This is a genomic window from Shinella lacus, assembly GCF_010994755.1.
Lineage (GTDB): Bacteria > Pseudomonadota > Alphaproteobacteria > Rhizobiales > Rhizobiaceae > Shinella > Shinella lacus.
Genome location: NZ_WHSB02000017.1, coordinates 46770 through 61489 on the forward strand (window position 1 = coordinate 46770; position 14720 = coordinate 61489).

11 protein-coding genes are annotated in these 14720 nt (G+C 64.3%); 6 read left to right on the forward strand and 5 right to left on the reverse strand.

Going from position 1 to position 14720, the window contains the following annotated elements:
* Window positions 1–283: 283 nt before the first annotated feature.
* The 4 genes from GB927_RS28960 to GB927_RS28975 all read right to left on the reverse strand — a co-directional run bounded on the left by GB927_RS28960 (window position 284) and on the right by GB927_RS28975 (window position 6518).
* On the reverse strand, window positions 284–2131 hold the full coding sequence (locus GB927_RS28960) for a methyl-accepting chemotaxis protein (protein ID WP_256120692.1): 1848 nt from the start codon (window positions 2129–2131) through the stop codon (window positions 284–286).
* A 145-nt stretch (window positions 2132–2276) separates the two neighbouring features.
* A complete protein-coding gene (locus GB927_RS28965; RefSeq protein ID WP_256120693.1) occupies window positions 2277–4805 on the reverse strand; it encodes a methyl-accepting chemotaxis protein in 2529 nt (842 codons plus the stop codon).
* A 229-nt stretch (window positions 4806–5034) separates the two neighbouring features.
* Window positions 5035–5172 (reverse strand): hypothetical protein, encoded by a 138-nt coding sequence (locus tag GB927_RS28970; protein WP_256120694.1) that lies wholly within the window; start codon window positions 5170–5172, stop codon window positions 5035–5037.
* A 164-nt stretch (window positions 5173–5336) separates the two neighbouring features.
* Window positions 5337–6518, reverse strand: a complete 1182-nt coding sequence (locus GB927_RS28975) for a BaiN/RdsA family NAD(P)/FAD-dependent oxidoreductase (RefSeq protein WP_256120695.1) — start codon at window positions 6516–6518, stop codon at window positions 5337–5339.
* A gap of 167 nt (window positions 6519–6685) precedes the next feature.
* Between GB927_RS28975 and GB927_RS28980 the strand changes: the two genes are divergently transcribed.
* The 6 genes from GB927_RS28980 (at window position 6686) to GB927_RS29005 (ending at window position 14150) form a co-directional block, all read left to right on the forward strand.
* Window positions 6686–8125, forward strand: a complete 1440-nt coding sequence (locus tag GB927_RS28980; protein WP_256120696.1) for a glutamine synthetase family protein — start codon at window positions 6686–6688, stop codon at window positions 8123–8125.
* A 97-nt stretch (window positions 8126–8222) separates the two neighbouring features.
* The gene (locus tag GB927_RS28985; protein ID WP_256120697.1) at window positions 8223–9509 is read left to right on the forward strand and encodes an NAD(P)/FAD-dependent oxidoreductase; all 1287 of its coding nucleotides are present in this window, start codon (window positions 8223–8225) and stop codon (window positions 9507–9509) included.
* A 96-nt stretch (window positions 9510–9605) separates the two neighbouring features.
* Window positions 9606–11078, forward strand: a complete 1473-nt coding sequence (gene zwf, locus GB927_RS28990; RefSeq protein ID WP_256120698.1) for a glucose-6-phosphate dehydrogenase — start codon at window positions 9606–9608, stop codon at window positions 11076–11078.
* Window positions 11079–11087: 9 nt separating this feature from the next.
* On the forward strand, window positions 11088–11786 hold the full coding sequence (gene pgl, locus GB927_RS28995; protein WP_256120699.1) for a 6-phosphogluconolactonase: 699 nt from the start codon (window positions 11088–11090) through the stop codon (window positions 11784–11786).
* Window positions 11787–11908: 122 nt separating this feature from the next.
* Window positions 11909–13729 (forward strand): phosphogluconate dehydratase, encoded by a 1821-nt coding sequence (gene edd / locus GB927_RS29000; RefSeq protein WP_256120700.1) that lies wholly within the window; start codon window positions 11909–11911, stop codon window positions 13727–13729.
* A 106-nt stretch (window positions 13730–13835) separates the two neighbouring features.
* The gene (locus GB927_RS29005) at window positions 13836–14150 is read left to right on the forward strand and encodes a hypothetical protein (RefSeq protein ID WP_256120701.1); all 315 of its coding nucleotides are present in this window, start codon (window positions 13836–13838) and stop codon (window positions 14148–14150) included.
* A gap of 87 nt (window positions 14151–14237) precedes the next feature.
* Here the strand turns inward: GB927_RS29005 and GB927_RS29010 are convergent, their stop codons facing one another.
* Window positions 14238–14651: a hypothetical protein gene (locus GB927_RS29010; protein WP_256120702.1), complete on the reverse strand. Its 414-nt coding sequence runs from the start codon at window positions 14649–14651 to the stop codon at window positions 14238–14240.
* Window positions 14652–14720 lie beyond the last annotated feature (69 nt).

Sequence of the window (14720 nt, forward strand, 5' to 3'; positions counted from 1 at the left end):
ACAGCGCCGCCTACCCAGTCACCGCCACGGCGCGCCCCTCCCGGCGCCACGGCCGGTTGTTGCCTTCAAAACGGAGACAGACGTGCAGGATATGTACGGACTCGCGATCCTCTTCGAACTTTCACAGAAGCAGAGCGGCCGCCGCAGACACGAATTCGACCATCTGCGCGAAACCGCGCCGCTCCGTGCCGGCCTGCTGCGGCTGTGGCGCCGCCTGCGTCCTCTCCGAAACACGAAAGGCCCGGCATGACCGGACCTTTCTGCAACAGGTATGCAGTGCTTATCAGGCCGCGCGCGAAGAGCGCATGGCCTGGGCTTCCCGCTCCCTCTCGAAGCGGAACTGGGCGATGAGCGCCATCAGTTCGTCGGCCTGTCCCGCAAGGTGGCGGCTGGCGCCCGTCGTCAGTTCCACCATCGAGGCATTCTGCTGGGTCATCTGGTCCATCTGGTTGACGGACCCGTTCACCTCCTGCAACGCGGCCGACTGGTCGCGGCTGGCGGTCGCGATCATCGCCACATGATCGCTGATGACGACGATCTGCTGGCTGATGGAGGCGAGCACCGCCCCCGTCTGCTGCACGAGGCGCGAACCGGTGCTGACCTCCTGCGTCGACTTGTCGATCAGGCCCTTGATTTCCTTGGCGGCCTCCGCTGAACGCTGGGCCAGCTCGCGCACTTCCTGCGCCACCACCGCGAAGCCCTTGCCCGCCTCGCCGGCACGCGCGGCCTCGATGCCGGCATTGAGCGCAAGCAGGTTGGTCTGGAAGGCGATGTCGTCGATCACCTCGATGATCTGCTCGATCTGGCGCGAGGCCTCCTCGATCCGCCCCATCGCCTCGATGGCGCTGGTGACGACCGCGCTGGAATTGTCGGCGCTCGCCTTGGTTTCGGCGACCTTGGTGTTCGCCTCCTGGGCGCGCTCGGCAGACGAGCGCACCGTGACGGTGATCTCGTCGACCGCGGCGGCCGTCTCCTCCAGCGAAGCGGCCTGCGCTTCCGTGCGGCGCGACAGGTCGTCGGCGGAATGGCGCATCTGCGTGCCGCTCGACTGGATCGCCTCGGCATTGCTGCGAATGCTGCCCAGCGTATCCTGGAGCCGCGCGAGCGAGCCGTTGAAATCCTGCCGGAGCTGTTCCAGGCGGCCGGAGAACGGCGTGTCGATTGCCTGCGAGAGATCGCCCCGCGCAAGGCGTCCGAGGCCGGCGGCGAGCTCGCTGACGGCAAAATCGATCTGCCGGTCGGTTTCGCGCTTTTCCGCGTCGCTGAGTTCGCGCTCCGCCGCTGCCTGTTCGTCCTGGCGCTGCGCGATGCCCTCCATCTCGATCTTGCGCTGGGCATTCTCGCGGAACACTTCGAGCGCACGGGCGATCTGCCCGAATTCGTTCGCCTTGTCGCGGCTCGGAATGTCCGTGTCGAGACGCCCTTCGGCAATGCCCCCGACGGCGCCGATCAGCGCGCGCAGCGGCCGCGTCGCCCGCCTGACGGCGAAATAAGCGAGCGCGCCGAAGACCAGCATCGAAAGCACGCCGGCAAGGATCGCGCGGACCTGAAGGTCATGGATCTTCTGGAAGTAGATCTCCATCGGGATACCGATGAAAAGGATGCCGACATTGGCGCCGGCGGCGTTCTTGACCGGGAAATAACCGGTCATGAAGTCGCGGCCGAAGAGCTGGGCCGGCCCGAAATAGGGCTCGCCATTGGCAAGAACCGCCTGTGCCGGATGCTCGGGCGCCAGTTTCGTGCCGACGGCCCGCGACCCGTCCTCCTTCTTCACATTCGTCGAGATGCGCACATAGTCGGCGCCCTGCTTGGCGAAAACCGTCGCGACGCCGGCAATCGAGCTGGCCGTGCGGTCGACGAGATCGTGGTTGGCAAGCTCCGGCATCGCCTCGCTGTGGATCGCCGTGAGCCCGCCATCCTTCAACGCAACGGAGGCGTCTTCGATCGCCGCACCGTAGAGAACGGCCATGGCGCGCGTGGCATCCCGCGCATCGTTGGCCGCGTCCTCCAGCACATAGCTGCGCAGGTTGTAGTGCATCACACCAACGATCACCGCGGCGCTGAGGAAGATGAAGGCAAAGGTCATCGCCGCATACTGATAGGCGACGGAAGATCTGAAAATCCTGATCATAGCGGACTCCTCTTGTCCGCAAATGATAAGAATCAAATATATAAGAAAAGCTGAAAATTCGCTGCAATAACCCATAAGAAACAGGGGTTTTTCAAGCAAAAAGGCCTGGAAATCCAGGCCTTTTCTTGGTTAACGGCGGTCCGTTCTACGCCGCGCGATAAAGGCCCTGGCCGTCGCGGTCCTCTTCCAGGCGGAACTGCTCGACCAGCATCATCAGCGTGTCTGCCTCGCTGGCAAGCTTGCGGCTGGCGGCGGTCGTCAGGTCCACCATCGAGGCGTTCTGCTGGGTCATCTGGTCCATCTGGTTGACGGAGCCGTTGACCTCCTGCAGCGCTGCCGCCTGGTCGCGGCTGGCGGTCGCCATCATCTCCACATGGTGGCTGACGGTAACGATCTGCTGGCTGATCGAGGCCAGCACCGAACCCGTCTCCTGCACGAGGTGCGATCCCGCGCTGACCTCGCTCGTCGATTTCTCGATGAGGCCCTTGATCTCGCGGGCAGCGCTGGCGGAACGCTGGGCAAGCTCGCGAACCTCCTGCGCGACGACGGCAAAACCCTTGCCGGCTTCGCCGGCGCGGGCGGCCTCGATGCCGGCGTTGAGCGCCAGGAGGTTGGTCTGGAAGGCGATGTCGTCGATCACCTCGATGATCTGCTCGATCTGGCGTGAGGCGCCCTCGATGCGGCCCATCGCGGCGATCGCATTGCTGACGACGGAGGCGGAGCTGTCGGCGCTGCGCTTGGTGGCGCCGACGACGACATTCGCCTCATGCGCCCGCTCGGCGGAGGAGCGCACGGTCACGGTGATCTGCTCGACGGCGGCGGCGGTTTCCTCCAGCGACGAGGCCTGCGCCTCGGTGCGCTTGGCAAGCGCATCGCCGGAGCTCAGCATGTCCGCGCCGCTGCGCTGGATCGACAGCGCATTGTTGCGGATCTGGCCGAGCGTATCCTGAAGGCGCACGAGCGAGATGTTGAAATCCTGCCGAAGCTGTTCGAGGCGGCCGGAGAACGGCGTGTCGATCTGGCGCGACAGGTCGCCCTGTGCCAGGCGGCCGAGGCCGGCGGCAAGCGCGTTGACGGCGAAGTCGATTTGCCGGTCGAAGGCCTGCTTTTCAGCATCGTTGCGGGCGCGTTCGGCTTCCGCGGCGCTGCGCTGCTCCTCGCTTTCCGCCTCGATGCGGATCTTTGACAGCGCGTTCTGCTTGAAGACGCCGAGCGCGCGGGCCATGTCGCCGATTTCGTCGCGGCGGCCCTCACCGGAGATGCCGGTATCCAGGAAGCCATCGGCAAGGCGGCGCATGGCGCCGGTGATCTGGCCGATCGGTCCCTTCAGCGTCAGAACCAGCGCGATGCCGGCAAGCACCGCGATCGCGACACCGGCGACGGTTGCCAGGACCGAGACCTGGTTTGCCTTTTCGCGCTCGCTGCCGGCGCTGGTCTTCTGCTCTTCGGCGAACTGGCTCAAGAGATTCCAGATCGTGTCGATGGACTGGCCGGCCGCGTCGAAGTCGGCGGCGCGCTGCGTGCTGATCGTCACGAGCGTCGCGCTGTCCGCATCCATGCGCTCAAGCACCGGCGCCAGCGTTTCATCGACCGTGTCGAAGAAGGCAAGGCCGCTGGCGCTGCCGCGCAGGCCGCTCATGTCGCTGCGCAGAAGCGAGAGATTGCTGAGCAGCTTGGTGCGATTTTCAACCGATGTCTGGCCGAGGAAGCGGGCGGCGATGATTTCGATGTCATAGATCGAATTGACCAGCTTGCGGGTGGCCGAAAGGATGGCTTCGGATTTGATGATCGGCTCGTCGAGTTCGCCGAAGATGCGGGTCGCCTCGCGCATTTTCTCGCCCGCAGCGCCCTGAAGCTGGATGGCGACCTGGCGGAAGCGGTTGATGCGGCGCGCGATTTCCGGAACGGTGACATCCGCCGGTTCGGTCGAGGAAAGGAAACCGCCGAGTTCATCCACCGTGTTGCGGATGGTCGTGGAGACGACCTTCTGGCTCTTTGGCAGGATCATCGAGATGGAACGGTCGGTCTTCGAGATGGAGGGATAGCGTTCCTTGACGAGCTTCAGCTTGTCGTCCGGCGTGGCTGCCTTGGTGAAATCGGAGAGGAAATCGGCGAAGAACTTGCTGGCATTCGTCAGGCGGTCGGCCTCGCGCAGCATGCTCTTGGCGGTGTTCTCGTTCTGGCGCACCGTGCGCTGGAGCTTGGTCGCCTCTTCCAGGATCTTGCCCTGCTCGGCTGCAAGATAATTGAGGTTCTTGCCCATCGCTTCATGTAGCTTCGCCTCGCGGACATAGAGCAGCCAGAGCCCTTCCATGCGCGCTTCGATATCCTTGGTCTGCTTCTGGGCTTCGAGGAGCTTGGAGGCGTCGACGTCCGGCGTCAGGCCATCCATCGTCACCCGCAGAAGCGCCACCTGCGCCTTCAGGCGCTCGTTCACGGCGTCGCGGCTTTCCTCGCTGGTGTTCTGCAGGAACCGGTTCATACCGGCATAGACATCCTTGAAGCCGCTCAGCGACTGGAGGACGCTGTTGGAAATCTCCATCCTGCCTTGCAGGAGGCCCGAGGCGTAAAGCCCGGTAAAGCCCACGGCGCAGATGCTGAGCACGAAGGGCAGAATGAAGACCAGAACCTTGGTCTGGATCTTGAAACGCGCGAGGATCTTATCAATGAACATGGCGGAACATCCGTTGTCGGCGTGTCCCACCCCTGCTCTTAAAGAGCCTCCCAAGGATTCGGACCGCCGGATTACCGACTTTCATGCGGCCGCAATGCCGCTGATCCGGGGAGCACTCATTGCCAGCCGCGTTGCATCCGTCATGGGACGCGGCTTCCGGAACCCTATCCGGAAATCATCGACGGCAAACTTTAAAATTCCATCACTTTTTAAACCGATTTATGACGGCTCAAAGGGCGGCGATGGCAAGGCCGGCGACAAGGATGGCGGCGAGCGCGCAATTGATACCGATCGCGACGAGGCGGCGGCGGCTTTCCTCGGCAGCAGCAATGGCGATGGCGCGGGCGGGGCGGCTTTTTGCAGGCATGCGGCGATACTCCGTTACGAGATACTACGGGCACCCGGATGATCCGGCCAGCCGGCCCACATCATGTTGTCTCCACGCGAAGGCCGCGCGGAATTGCCGACATCCTTGGAGCATCCGCCGCGAGGTCTTAAAGGACGGTAAACGCCGCCTAGCAGTCCTGGCGATCAGGCGTCCTGGCCGGCCGCATGGCCGGACGCCCAGGCCCACTGGAAATTATAGCCGCCGAGCCAGCCGGTGACATCCACCGCCTCGCCGATGAAATAGAGGCCCGGCACCGCCTTTGCCGCCATGCTGCGGGAATCGAGTGCCGCCGTGTCGACGCCGCCGAGCGTGACTTCCGCCGTGCGATAGCCTTCGGAGCCCGGCGGGCGGAAGCGCCAGTCCTTGAGTTTCTGCACCAGCGCATCGGTGCGCCGCGCCGGCTGTTCGGCGAGCGGGCCATCGATGCCGAGTTCGGTGACGACAAGCTGTGCGAGCTTCTTCGGCATATGGTCGGAAAGCACGGTCTGCACCGCCTGCCGCCCGTTTTCGCGTCGGGCGGCGGCGAGCACCGCGGCGAAATCGACATCCGGGCGGATGTGGAGCGCGATCTCCTCGCCCTCCCGCCAGTAGGACGAGATTTGCAGGATGGCGGGGCCGCTTAAGCCCCGATGGGTGAAGAGAGCGGCTTCGGAAAACTCCGTCTTGCCGTGGCGGGCGATGACGTCCACCGCGACGCCGGGCAGGCCCTCATGGGCGGCAAGCGTCGCTGGGTCCAGCGTCAGCGGCACGAGGCCGGCGCGGGTTTCCACCTGCGGCAGGCCGAATTGCTCGGCGATGCGGTAGGCAAAACCCGTCGCGCCCATCTTGGGGATCGACTTGCCGCCGGAAGCCATCACCAGCGAGGCGGCCTCGACGGTGCCGTTCTCCGTGACGATGCGGAAGGATGAGCCGTCGTGCTCGACGGCGCTGATGGACGTCGAGAGCCGCAGCTCGGCACCGGCCGCCTTCATCTCGGCGAGCAGCATCGCGATGATGTCCTTCGCCGAGTTGTCGCAGAAGAGCTGGCCGAGCGTCTTCTCGTGCCAGGCGATGCGGTGGCGCTCGACGAGATCGAGGAAATCGCGCGGGGTGTAGCGGGCGAGCGCCGACTTGCAGAAATGCGGATTGGCCGAGAGGAAATTCTTCGGACCGGCGTGGATATTGGTGAAGTTGCAGCGCCCGCCGCCGGAGATGCGGATCTTTTCGCCGGGTGCGCGGGCATGGTCGAGCACGAGCACGCGGCGCCCGCGTTTGCCCGCTTCGATGGCGCACATCAAACCTGCCGCGCCCGCTCCGATGATGACGACGTCCCGCCGCTCTGCCACGTATAATATCCCCGTTCGCGTTCTCCTTTCGGCCATCCAGTCCGAAAGTCAATCGCTGCGATAAAACAGATTTTCCGCAAAGATTCGCGATTTCTACCCCCCGGGGGGAGCTAGTAAAGGGCCAAACACCGGCTATGATGCGCCATCGTCAACAACCCCGGTGTGTCATGCCGTCCAAAAAAAAAGTCGTTACCCCCACCATCGAGAAAGCCGCACGCTCTACTAAAATCCCTCCCGCCATCAGCGTGCCACGTGGGGTAAAGACCTGGAAGGACGCCGCAGACTGGCTGAGGGCCCGTGGCATCGAGGATATCGAATGCATCACGCCGGACCTCGCAGGCGTGCCGCGCGGCAAGATGATGCCGTCCTCGAAATTCACCTCGAACACCTCGCTGGCGCTGCCCTCGGCGCTCTATCGCCACACAATTTCCGGTGACTATCCGGAAGAGACCGGCAATTTCCGCTACGAGCCGCGCGACAGCGACCTGAAGCTGCTGCCGGATCTGTCCACGCTCTCCGTCGTGCCGTGGGAAAGCGACCCGACCGCGCAGGTCATCTGCGACATCGTCGGCTCGACCGGCGAGAACGTGCCCTATACGCCGCGCAACGTGCTCAAGAACGTCGTGAAGATGTATAGCGACCGCGGCTGGCGGCCCGTCGTCGCGCCGGAAATCGAGTTCTATCTCGTCGCGATGAACGAGGACCCGGACTATCCGCTGCACCCGCCGAAGGGTCGCTCCGGCCGCGCCATTCTGGGCGGCCAGGGCTATTCGATCGCCGGCATCAACGAGTTCGACGAACTGATCGACGACATCTACCACTTCTCCGAAAAGCAGGGTCTGGAGATCGATACCCTGATCCACGAGGAAGGTCCGGCCCAGCTCGAAATCAACCTGCGCCACGGCGACCCGATCGAACTTGCCGACCAGGTGTTCCTGTTCAAGCGCACGATCCGCGAGGCGGCGCTGAAACACGGCATCTACGCCACCTTCATGGCCAAGCCCATGCAGGGCCAGGCGGGCTCGGCCATGCATATCCACCAGTCGGTGGTGGAGATCGCGACCGGCAAGAACGTCTTCTCCAATCCAGACGGATCGGCCTCGAAGGAGTTCTTCCACTTCATCGGCGGCATGCAGACCTATGTGCCGAAGACGCTGGTGATGATGGCGCCCTATGTGAATTCCTACCGGCGCCTGACCCCCGAAATGTCGGCACCGGTCAACAATGCCTGGGGCTACGACAACCGCACGACGGCGTTCCGCGTGCCGGTTTCGGATGCCGCCGCACGGCGCGTCGAGAACCGCCTGCCGGGATCGGACGCCAATCCGTACCTGGCGCTGGCGGCCTCGCTCGGCTGCGGCCTGCTCGGCATCATGAACGAGATCGAACCGAGCGAACCGACGGGCGACACCGCCAACGAAGGATCGATCGACCTGCCGCGCGGCCTGCTTGAGGCCGTGTCGCTGCTCGAATCGGACTCGGCGCTTGCCGACGTGCTCAGCGCGGAATTCATCGGCCTCTATGCCGGCGTGAAGCGTGGCGAGTTCGAGACCTTCATGCAGGTGATCAGCCCCTGGGAACGCGAGTTCCTGCTGCTCAACGTCTGAGCGGCCCCGGCGGTCCGGGCCGCCCGACGAGATCAGATCCTGAGAGCGGCCGGCGCCCCGGCGCGCCGCCGCATCCTCTTGAACATGAGAGTGTGCAATGCCCTGGCAAAGCCCGATTTCCCCCGGCGTCTCCTGGTATGAGGCGAGCGTCGGAGACCGCCCCGAATATGCGCCCCTCGACGGTTCCGTCGAGGCCGATGTCGCCATCGTCGGCGGCGGCTTCACCGGCCTCCAGGCCGCCTACAATCTCGCGAAGACGGGCGTCCGCGTCGTGCTCATCGAAGCGCACCGCTTCGGCGACGGCGCCTCCGGCCGCAATGGCGGCCAGCTCGGCACCGGCCAGCGCACGGACGCGGAGACGCTTGAGGCCGAAATCGGTTTCGAGCGCGCCAAGGCGCTGTTCGACCTTGCGGAGAATGCCAAGCGGCACATCCACGATTTCGCCGCCAGCCAGAACCTCGACATCGACTATGTCCCGGGCCAGCTGAACGTGAGCCACAAGGCAAGCTATGAGAAGGAGTTTCGCGATCACATCGAGATCGCTGCGACCCGTTTCGGCTATCCGCATCTGAGCTACCTCGACAGGGCGCAGACCGAGGAGAGCGTCGGTTCCAAGCGGTTCCTCTTCGGCATGCGCGACACCGGCACCGGCCATATCCACCCGATGAAGCTGCTTGTCGGCATCGCGCGGGCGGCGCAGGCTGCCGGTGCGGGCCTGCATGAAAAGACGCCTGCCCTGAAGATCGAGCGGACGGGCGGCAAGGCGGTGATCACGACGGCCAGGGGCACGATCCGCGCCGACAAGGCGCTGATCGCCTGCAACGCCTATATCGGTAATCTCGAAGCGAAGACGGCCTCGCATGTCATGCCGATCCGCTCCTTCATCGGCGCGACGGTGCCGCTCGACAAGTTCCCCGCGATCATTCCCGGCGGCGAATCGATTGCCGATACGCGCTTCGTGGTGCGCTACTTCCGCAAGACCCGCGATGGCCGCCTGCTTTTCGGCGGGCGCGAGGCCTACACGTCGGACAATCCCGCAGACATGACCCCGCCCATCCGCCGGCAGATCGAAGAGGTCTATCCCGAGCTGAAGGGTATCGAGCTCACCCATGCCTGGGGCGGCTCGGTCGGCATCACCATGCCGCGCAAGCCCTATGTGCGCGAGGTCCTGCCCGGCATCACGACGATCGGCGGTTATTCCGGCCATGGCGTCATGCTGTCAAACTACTGTGGCAAGCTTTATGCGGAGGACGTGACCGGCGGCAGTGCGGAACTCGACCAGCTGAAGGCGCTGAAAATCCCGGCCTTCCCCGGCGGTCCCCGGTTCCGTTCGCCGCTTCTGTTCCTCGCCATGACGTGGTACGCGCTGCGCGACAAGCTCTGATCGAGTCGGAACCGTCGTTTTTGTTGCGTTGCACTCTGGCGTTTTTAAATCGATTAGATTATAACACCCGGCAACAGAACGAGATCGAGAAATCCGATGAGCAGCCAGATCATTCCCGTTGAGCCCTTCGACTATGTCGTCTTCGGCGGAACCGGCGACCTTGCTGAGCGCAAGCTCCTTCCGGCCCTCTACCACCGGCAGCTCGCCGGCCAGCTCTCCGACCCGACGCGCATCATCGGCGCGTCGCGAACCGCCTATACGCACGAGGAATACCGCAAGTTCGCCGTCGCCGCGCTGAAGGAACACCTGAAGCAGGGCGAATTCGACGAGACGGAAGTCAAGACCTTCTGCGACCGGCTGTTCTACGTCGCCGTCGACGCCAAGTCGGACGGCGGCTGGGACAAGCTGAAGGAGCTTCTCGACGAGGGCAAGGATCGCGTGCGCGCCTTCTATCTCGCCGTGGCACCGGCGATCTTCGGCGACATTTCGGAAAAGATCCGTGACCACAAGCTGATCACCAAGCAGACCCGCATCGTCGTGGAAAAGCCGATCGGCCGTGACCTCGCGTCCGCCAACGAGCTCAACAACACGATCGGCAAGGTTTTCCGCGAAGAGCAGATCTTCCGTATCGACCACTATCTCGGCAAGGAGACGGTGCAGAACCTGATGGCGCTGCGCTTTGCCAACGCGCTCTACGAGCCGTTGTGGAACTCCGCCCATATCGACCATGTGCAGATCACGGTCGCGGAAGCCGTCGGCCTCGAAAGCCGCGCCGGCTACTACGACAAGGCCGGCGCGCTGCGCGACATGGTGCAGAACCACATCCTCCAGCTGCTCTGCCTTGTGGCGATGGAAGTGCCCTCCTCCATGGATGCGGAAGCCGTGCGCGACGAGAAGCTGAAGGTGCTTCGCGCGCTGAAGCCGATCGACCAGTACAATGTCGAGCGGCTGACGGTGCGTGGCCAGTACCGCGCGGGTGCTTCCGCCGGCGGCCCGGTCAAGGGCTATCTCGAAGAGCTCGAAGGCGGCGTTTCCAAGACGGAGACCTTCGTCGGCATCAAGGCGGAGATCGGCAACTGGCGCTGGGCGGGCGTGCCCTTCTACATCCGCACCGGCAAGCGGCTTGCCGCGCGCATGTCGGAAATCGTCATCACCTTCAAGCCGATCCCCCATTCGATCTTCGACCCCACGGCCGGCCGCATCGAAGCCAACCAGCTCATCATCCGCCTGCAGCCGGACGAAGGCGTCAAGCAGTCGCTGATGATCAAGGACCCCGGTCCGGGCGGCATGCGGCTGCGCAACGTCTCGCTCGACATGAGCTTTGCCGAAGCCTTCGACGCCCGCAATGCGGATGCCTATGAGCGCCTGCTGCTCGATGTCGTGCGCAACAACCAGACGCTCTTCATGCGCCGCGACGAAGTCGAGGCCGCATGGCGCTGGGTGGACCCGATCCTGAAGGCCTGGGAAGCGACCGGCCAGCAGGTGCAGGGCTACACGGCCGGCACCTGGGGCCCGAGCCAGGCCATCGCCCTCATCGAGCGCGACGGCCGCACCTGGCATGAATCGTAAGGAAGCCTGATGAGCGCGACAGTGCATGAATTTTCCGACGGCACCGCCTTGGCGGAAGGGCTTGCGGACCGGGTTTCCGGTGCGCTGGCCGAGGCTGTCACTTCCCGGGGCCGCGCCAGCATCGCGGTCTCCGGCGGCTCGACGCCGAAAGCCTTCTTCAAGGCCCTGTCGAGCCGCGACATCGACTGGGCAAAGGTGACGATCACGCTCGTCGACGAGCGCTTCGTGCGCGCCGACAACCCGCGCTCGAACCACCTGCTCGTCGCCGACAACCTGCTTCAGGGCAAGGCGAAGGCGGCGCAGTTCCTGCCGCTCTACCGGGACGCCGGCAGCGCGGAAGCGGCGGCGGAGATCGTCACGGCGGATGCCGCGGCGCTCGGCCATCCCTTCGACGTCGTCATCCTCGGCATGGGCGCGGACGGCCACACGGCCTCGTTCTTCCCGGGCGGCAGCCGCCTTGCCGAGGCGATCTCGCCGGAGACCCCGCGCGGCATCATCACCATGGAGGCAGAAGGTGCCGGCGAACCCCGCCTCACCTTCACCTTCGCCAGCCTTCAGGATGCTCGCCTTCTGGTGCTGCATATCGAGGGCCAGGGCAAGAAGGACGTTCTGGCCGCTGCCGAAGGCGACGGCCCGGAAACCGACATGCCGATCCGCGCCGTGCTCCGGCGTGCAGCGACCCCGGTCGACATCTACTGGGCGCCTTGAGGCACCCTGCCGGCTAACCCCGGCTCCACCCGGCGCAAGACGCCGATGATTAGCGGACTGCGCAGCGCCCCCGCTCGCTTTGCCGCGCGAAAATGCAATCGAGAACAGTCAGGATAGCTCCCATGTCCGCCGACAAACGCATTGAAGCCATCACCGCCCGCATCGTCGAACGCTCGAAGCCGTACCGCCAGCCCTATCTCGACCGCGTGCGCGCCGCCGCCTCGCAGGGCGTGCACCGCGCCGTGCTGTCCTGCGGCAACCTCGCGCATGGCTTTGCCGTCTGTTCCCCCGCCGAGAAGGACGCGCTCGCCGGCGACCGCGTCCCGAACCTCGGCATCATTACCTCCTACAACGACATGCTCTCGGCCCACCAGCCGTTCGAGACCTATCCGGCGCTGATCCGCGAGGCCGCGCGCGAAGCCGGCGGCGTGGCGCAGGTTGCCGGCGGCGTGCCCGCCATGTGCGACGGCGTCACCCAGGGCCAGCCGGGCATGGAGCTCTCGCTGTTCTCGCGCGACCTCATCGCCATGTCGGCCGGCATCGGGCTGTCGCACAACATGTTCGATTCCGTTGTCTATCTCGGCGTCTGCGACAAGATCGTGCCCGGCCTGACGATCGCGGCCCTGACCTTCGGCCACCTGCCCGCCATCTTCATTCCGGCCGGCCCAATGACCACGGGCCTGCCGAACGACGAGAAGGCCCGCGTGCGCCAGCTCTATGCCGAGGGCAAGGCCGGCCGGGCGGAGCTGTTGGAAGCCGAGTCCAAGTCCTATCACGGCCCCGGCACCTGTACCTTCTACGGCACCGCCAATTCCAACCAGATGCTGATGGAGATCATGGGCTTCCACATGCCCGGCGCCTCCTTCATCAATCCCGGCACGCCGCTGCGCGACGCGCTGACCAAGGAAGCCACCAAACGTGCGCTTGCCATCACCGCGCAGGGCAACGAGTTCACCCCGGCCGGCGAGATGATCGACGAACGCTCGATCGTCAACGGCGTGGTCGGCCTGCATGCCACCGGCGGCTCGACCAACCACACGTTGCATCTGCTCGCCATGGCGCGCGCCGCGGGCATCCTGCTCACCTGGAAGGATATTTCCGAGCTGTCCGACACGGTGCCGCTGCTTGCCCGCGTCTATCCGAATGGCCTTTCGGACGTGAACCATTTCCACGCGGCCGGCGGCATGGGCTTCCTCATCCAGGAGCTCCTGAAGCACGGCATGCTGCACGATGACGTGCGCACGGTCTTCGGCCAGGGCCTGCAAGCCTATACGATCGATCCGAAGCTCAGCGAGACCGGCACGGTGCTGCGCGAACCGGCGCCGAAGGTCAGCCACGACCCGAAGATCCTCGCGAATATCGAGACGCCGTTCCAGGCGACGGGCGGCCTGAAAATGCTGACCGGGAATATCGGCAGCGCGGTCATCAAGATTTCGGCGGTGAAGCCGGAGCGCCATGTCATCGAGGCGCCGGCAAAAGTGTTCCACGACCAGCAGGAACTCAACGTCGCCTTCAAGGCCGGCGAACTGACGGGCGACTTCATCGCCGTCGTGCGCTTCCAGGGACCGAAGGCCAACGGCATGCCGGAACTGCACAAGCTGACCACCGTGCTCGGCATTCTTCAGGACCGCGGCCAGCGCGTCGCCCTCCTCACCGACGGCCGCATGTCCGGCGCCTCCGGCAAGGTGCCGGCCGCCATCCATGTGACGCCGGAAGCGGTCGACAACGGCCCGATCGGCCGCATCCGCACCGGCGATATCATCCGGCTGGATGCCGCTCACGGCACGATCGAGGTTCTGGTGGATGCCGCCGAGTTCGCCGCCCGCCCGCAGGCGACGGCCGATCTCTCCGGCAACGAATTCGGCATGGGCCGCGAACTTTTCGCGCCCTTCCGCGCGATCGCGGGACCGGCGGACCACGGGGCGAGCGTGTTGTTCGCTTGAGATCGGAGGCGTTCCCGATTTGCTCCAGAACGTCGTGAATGCAACTTTTATTGATGGTTGATCGTTTCCCTGCGGAACGAAAAGCGATTGGTGAAAGGAGCATTTCATGAAGAAGATGATAATCGCCGCTGTGGCCATTGTTATGGCATCGACAGTGCCCGGCCTTGCGCAGACCTATCGCAGTGAAGCCCGCGAACATCGCCAGGACCACCGCATTTTACGCGGTGTCACACAGGGTGAAATTACCGCGCGTGAGTATCGCAACATCCAGCGGCAGCAGAATCGGATCGACCGAGCACAACGCCGCGCCACGCGGGACGGCTATGTAACCCAGTCGGAGCGCCGACGGATCGAGCGCATGCAGGATCGTGCTTCGCGCAACATCTATCGCAAATCCAACAACGGCCGTTACGTTTACTAGAAAAACTGCTTAACGTAAGCGCATCAAGCCCGCCTGTGAGACACGCAGGCGGGTTTTTGTTGCTTACCTGGAACCGCTACACAGATATCAGCTATAGATATCCAGCGTGCGGCCCTGGTGGTTGCGGTGCGTCGAATAGACGAAGATGCGTTGCAGGTCCTTGTCGGAGAGCATGCGCAGGAAGCGGGCTTCGACGACGTCGTTCGTGTAGACGCGCTGCGTGAGGCAGCCGATCATCGGCAGGCGGGCGCTGACGATGTCGAGGTAGAAATTGCGCGGCAGCTGGAACTTCGTCGTCATGGTGACGATGGCGCCGCTGCGCGACAATTTGGTGATCAGGCACCGGCGCGAGACGAGATTGACGAGGCCGCCATTCTCGGTGAACTCGATGCGCGCCTCGTTGCAGGTGTCCTCCATCGGGAAACTTTTTTCCCGGTCGTACATGAAGGACTCTTCCTTGCTGAGATAGTTGTTACGCGGTTCGGATCCCCGGATACTCATCTGCCTGTTGCCCCTGGCACTGTCTGCTTTCGAGAAAAGTTAGGGGAGCAACGCTTAACATCGGGTTGA

Coding starts and splice junctions, on each gene's coding strand:
- GB927_RS28960 (WP_256120692.1), bottom strand. CDS start 2,131: ATGATCAGGATTTTCAGATCTTCCGTCGCCTATCAGTATGCGGCGATG.
- pgl (WP_256120699.1), top strand. CDS start 11,088: ATGAGCGCGACAGTGCATGAATTTTCCGACGGCACCGCCTTGGCGGAA.
- GB927_RS28985 (WP_256120697.1), top strand. CDS start 8,223: ATGCCCTGGCAAAGCCCGATTTCCCCCGGCGTCTCCTGGTATGAGGCG.
- edd (WP_256120700.1), top strand. CDS start 11,909: ATGTCCGCCGACAAACGCATTGAAGCCATCACCGCCCGCATCGTCGAA.
- GB927_RS28965 (WP_256120693.1), bottom strand. CDS start 4,805: ATGTTCATTGATAAGATCCTCGCGCGTTTCAAGATCCAGACCAAGGTT.
- GB927_RS29005 (WP_256120701.1), top strand. CDS start 13,836: ATGAAGAAGATGATAATCGCCGCTGTGGCCATTGTTATGGCATCGACA.
- GB927_RS28970 (WP_256120694.1), bottom strand. CDS start 5,172: ATGCCTGCAAAAAGCCGCCCCGCCCGCGCCATCGCCATTGCTGCTGCC.
- zwf (WP_256120698.1), top strand. CDS start 9,606: ATGAGCAGCCAGATCATTCCCGTTGAGCCCTTCGACTATGTCGTCTTC.
- GB927_RS28980 (WP_256120696.1), top strand. CDS start 6,686: ATGCCGTCCAAAAAAAAAGTCGTTACCCCCACCATCGAGAAAGCCGCA.
- GB927_RS29010 (WP_256120702.1), bottom strand. CDS start 14,651: ATGAGTATCCGGGGATCCGAACCGCGTAACAACTATCTCAGCAAGGAA.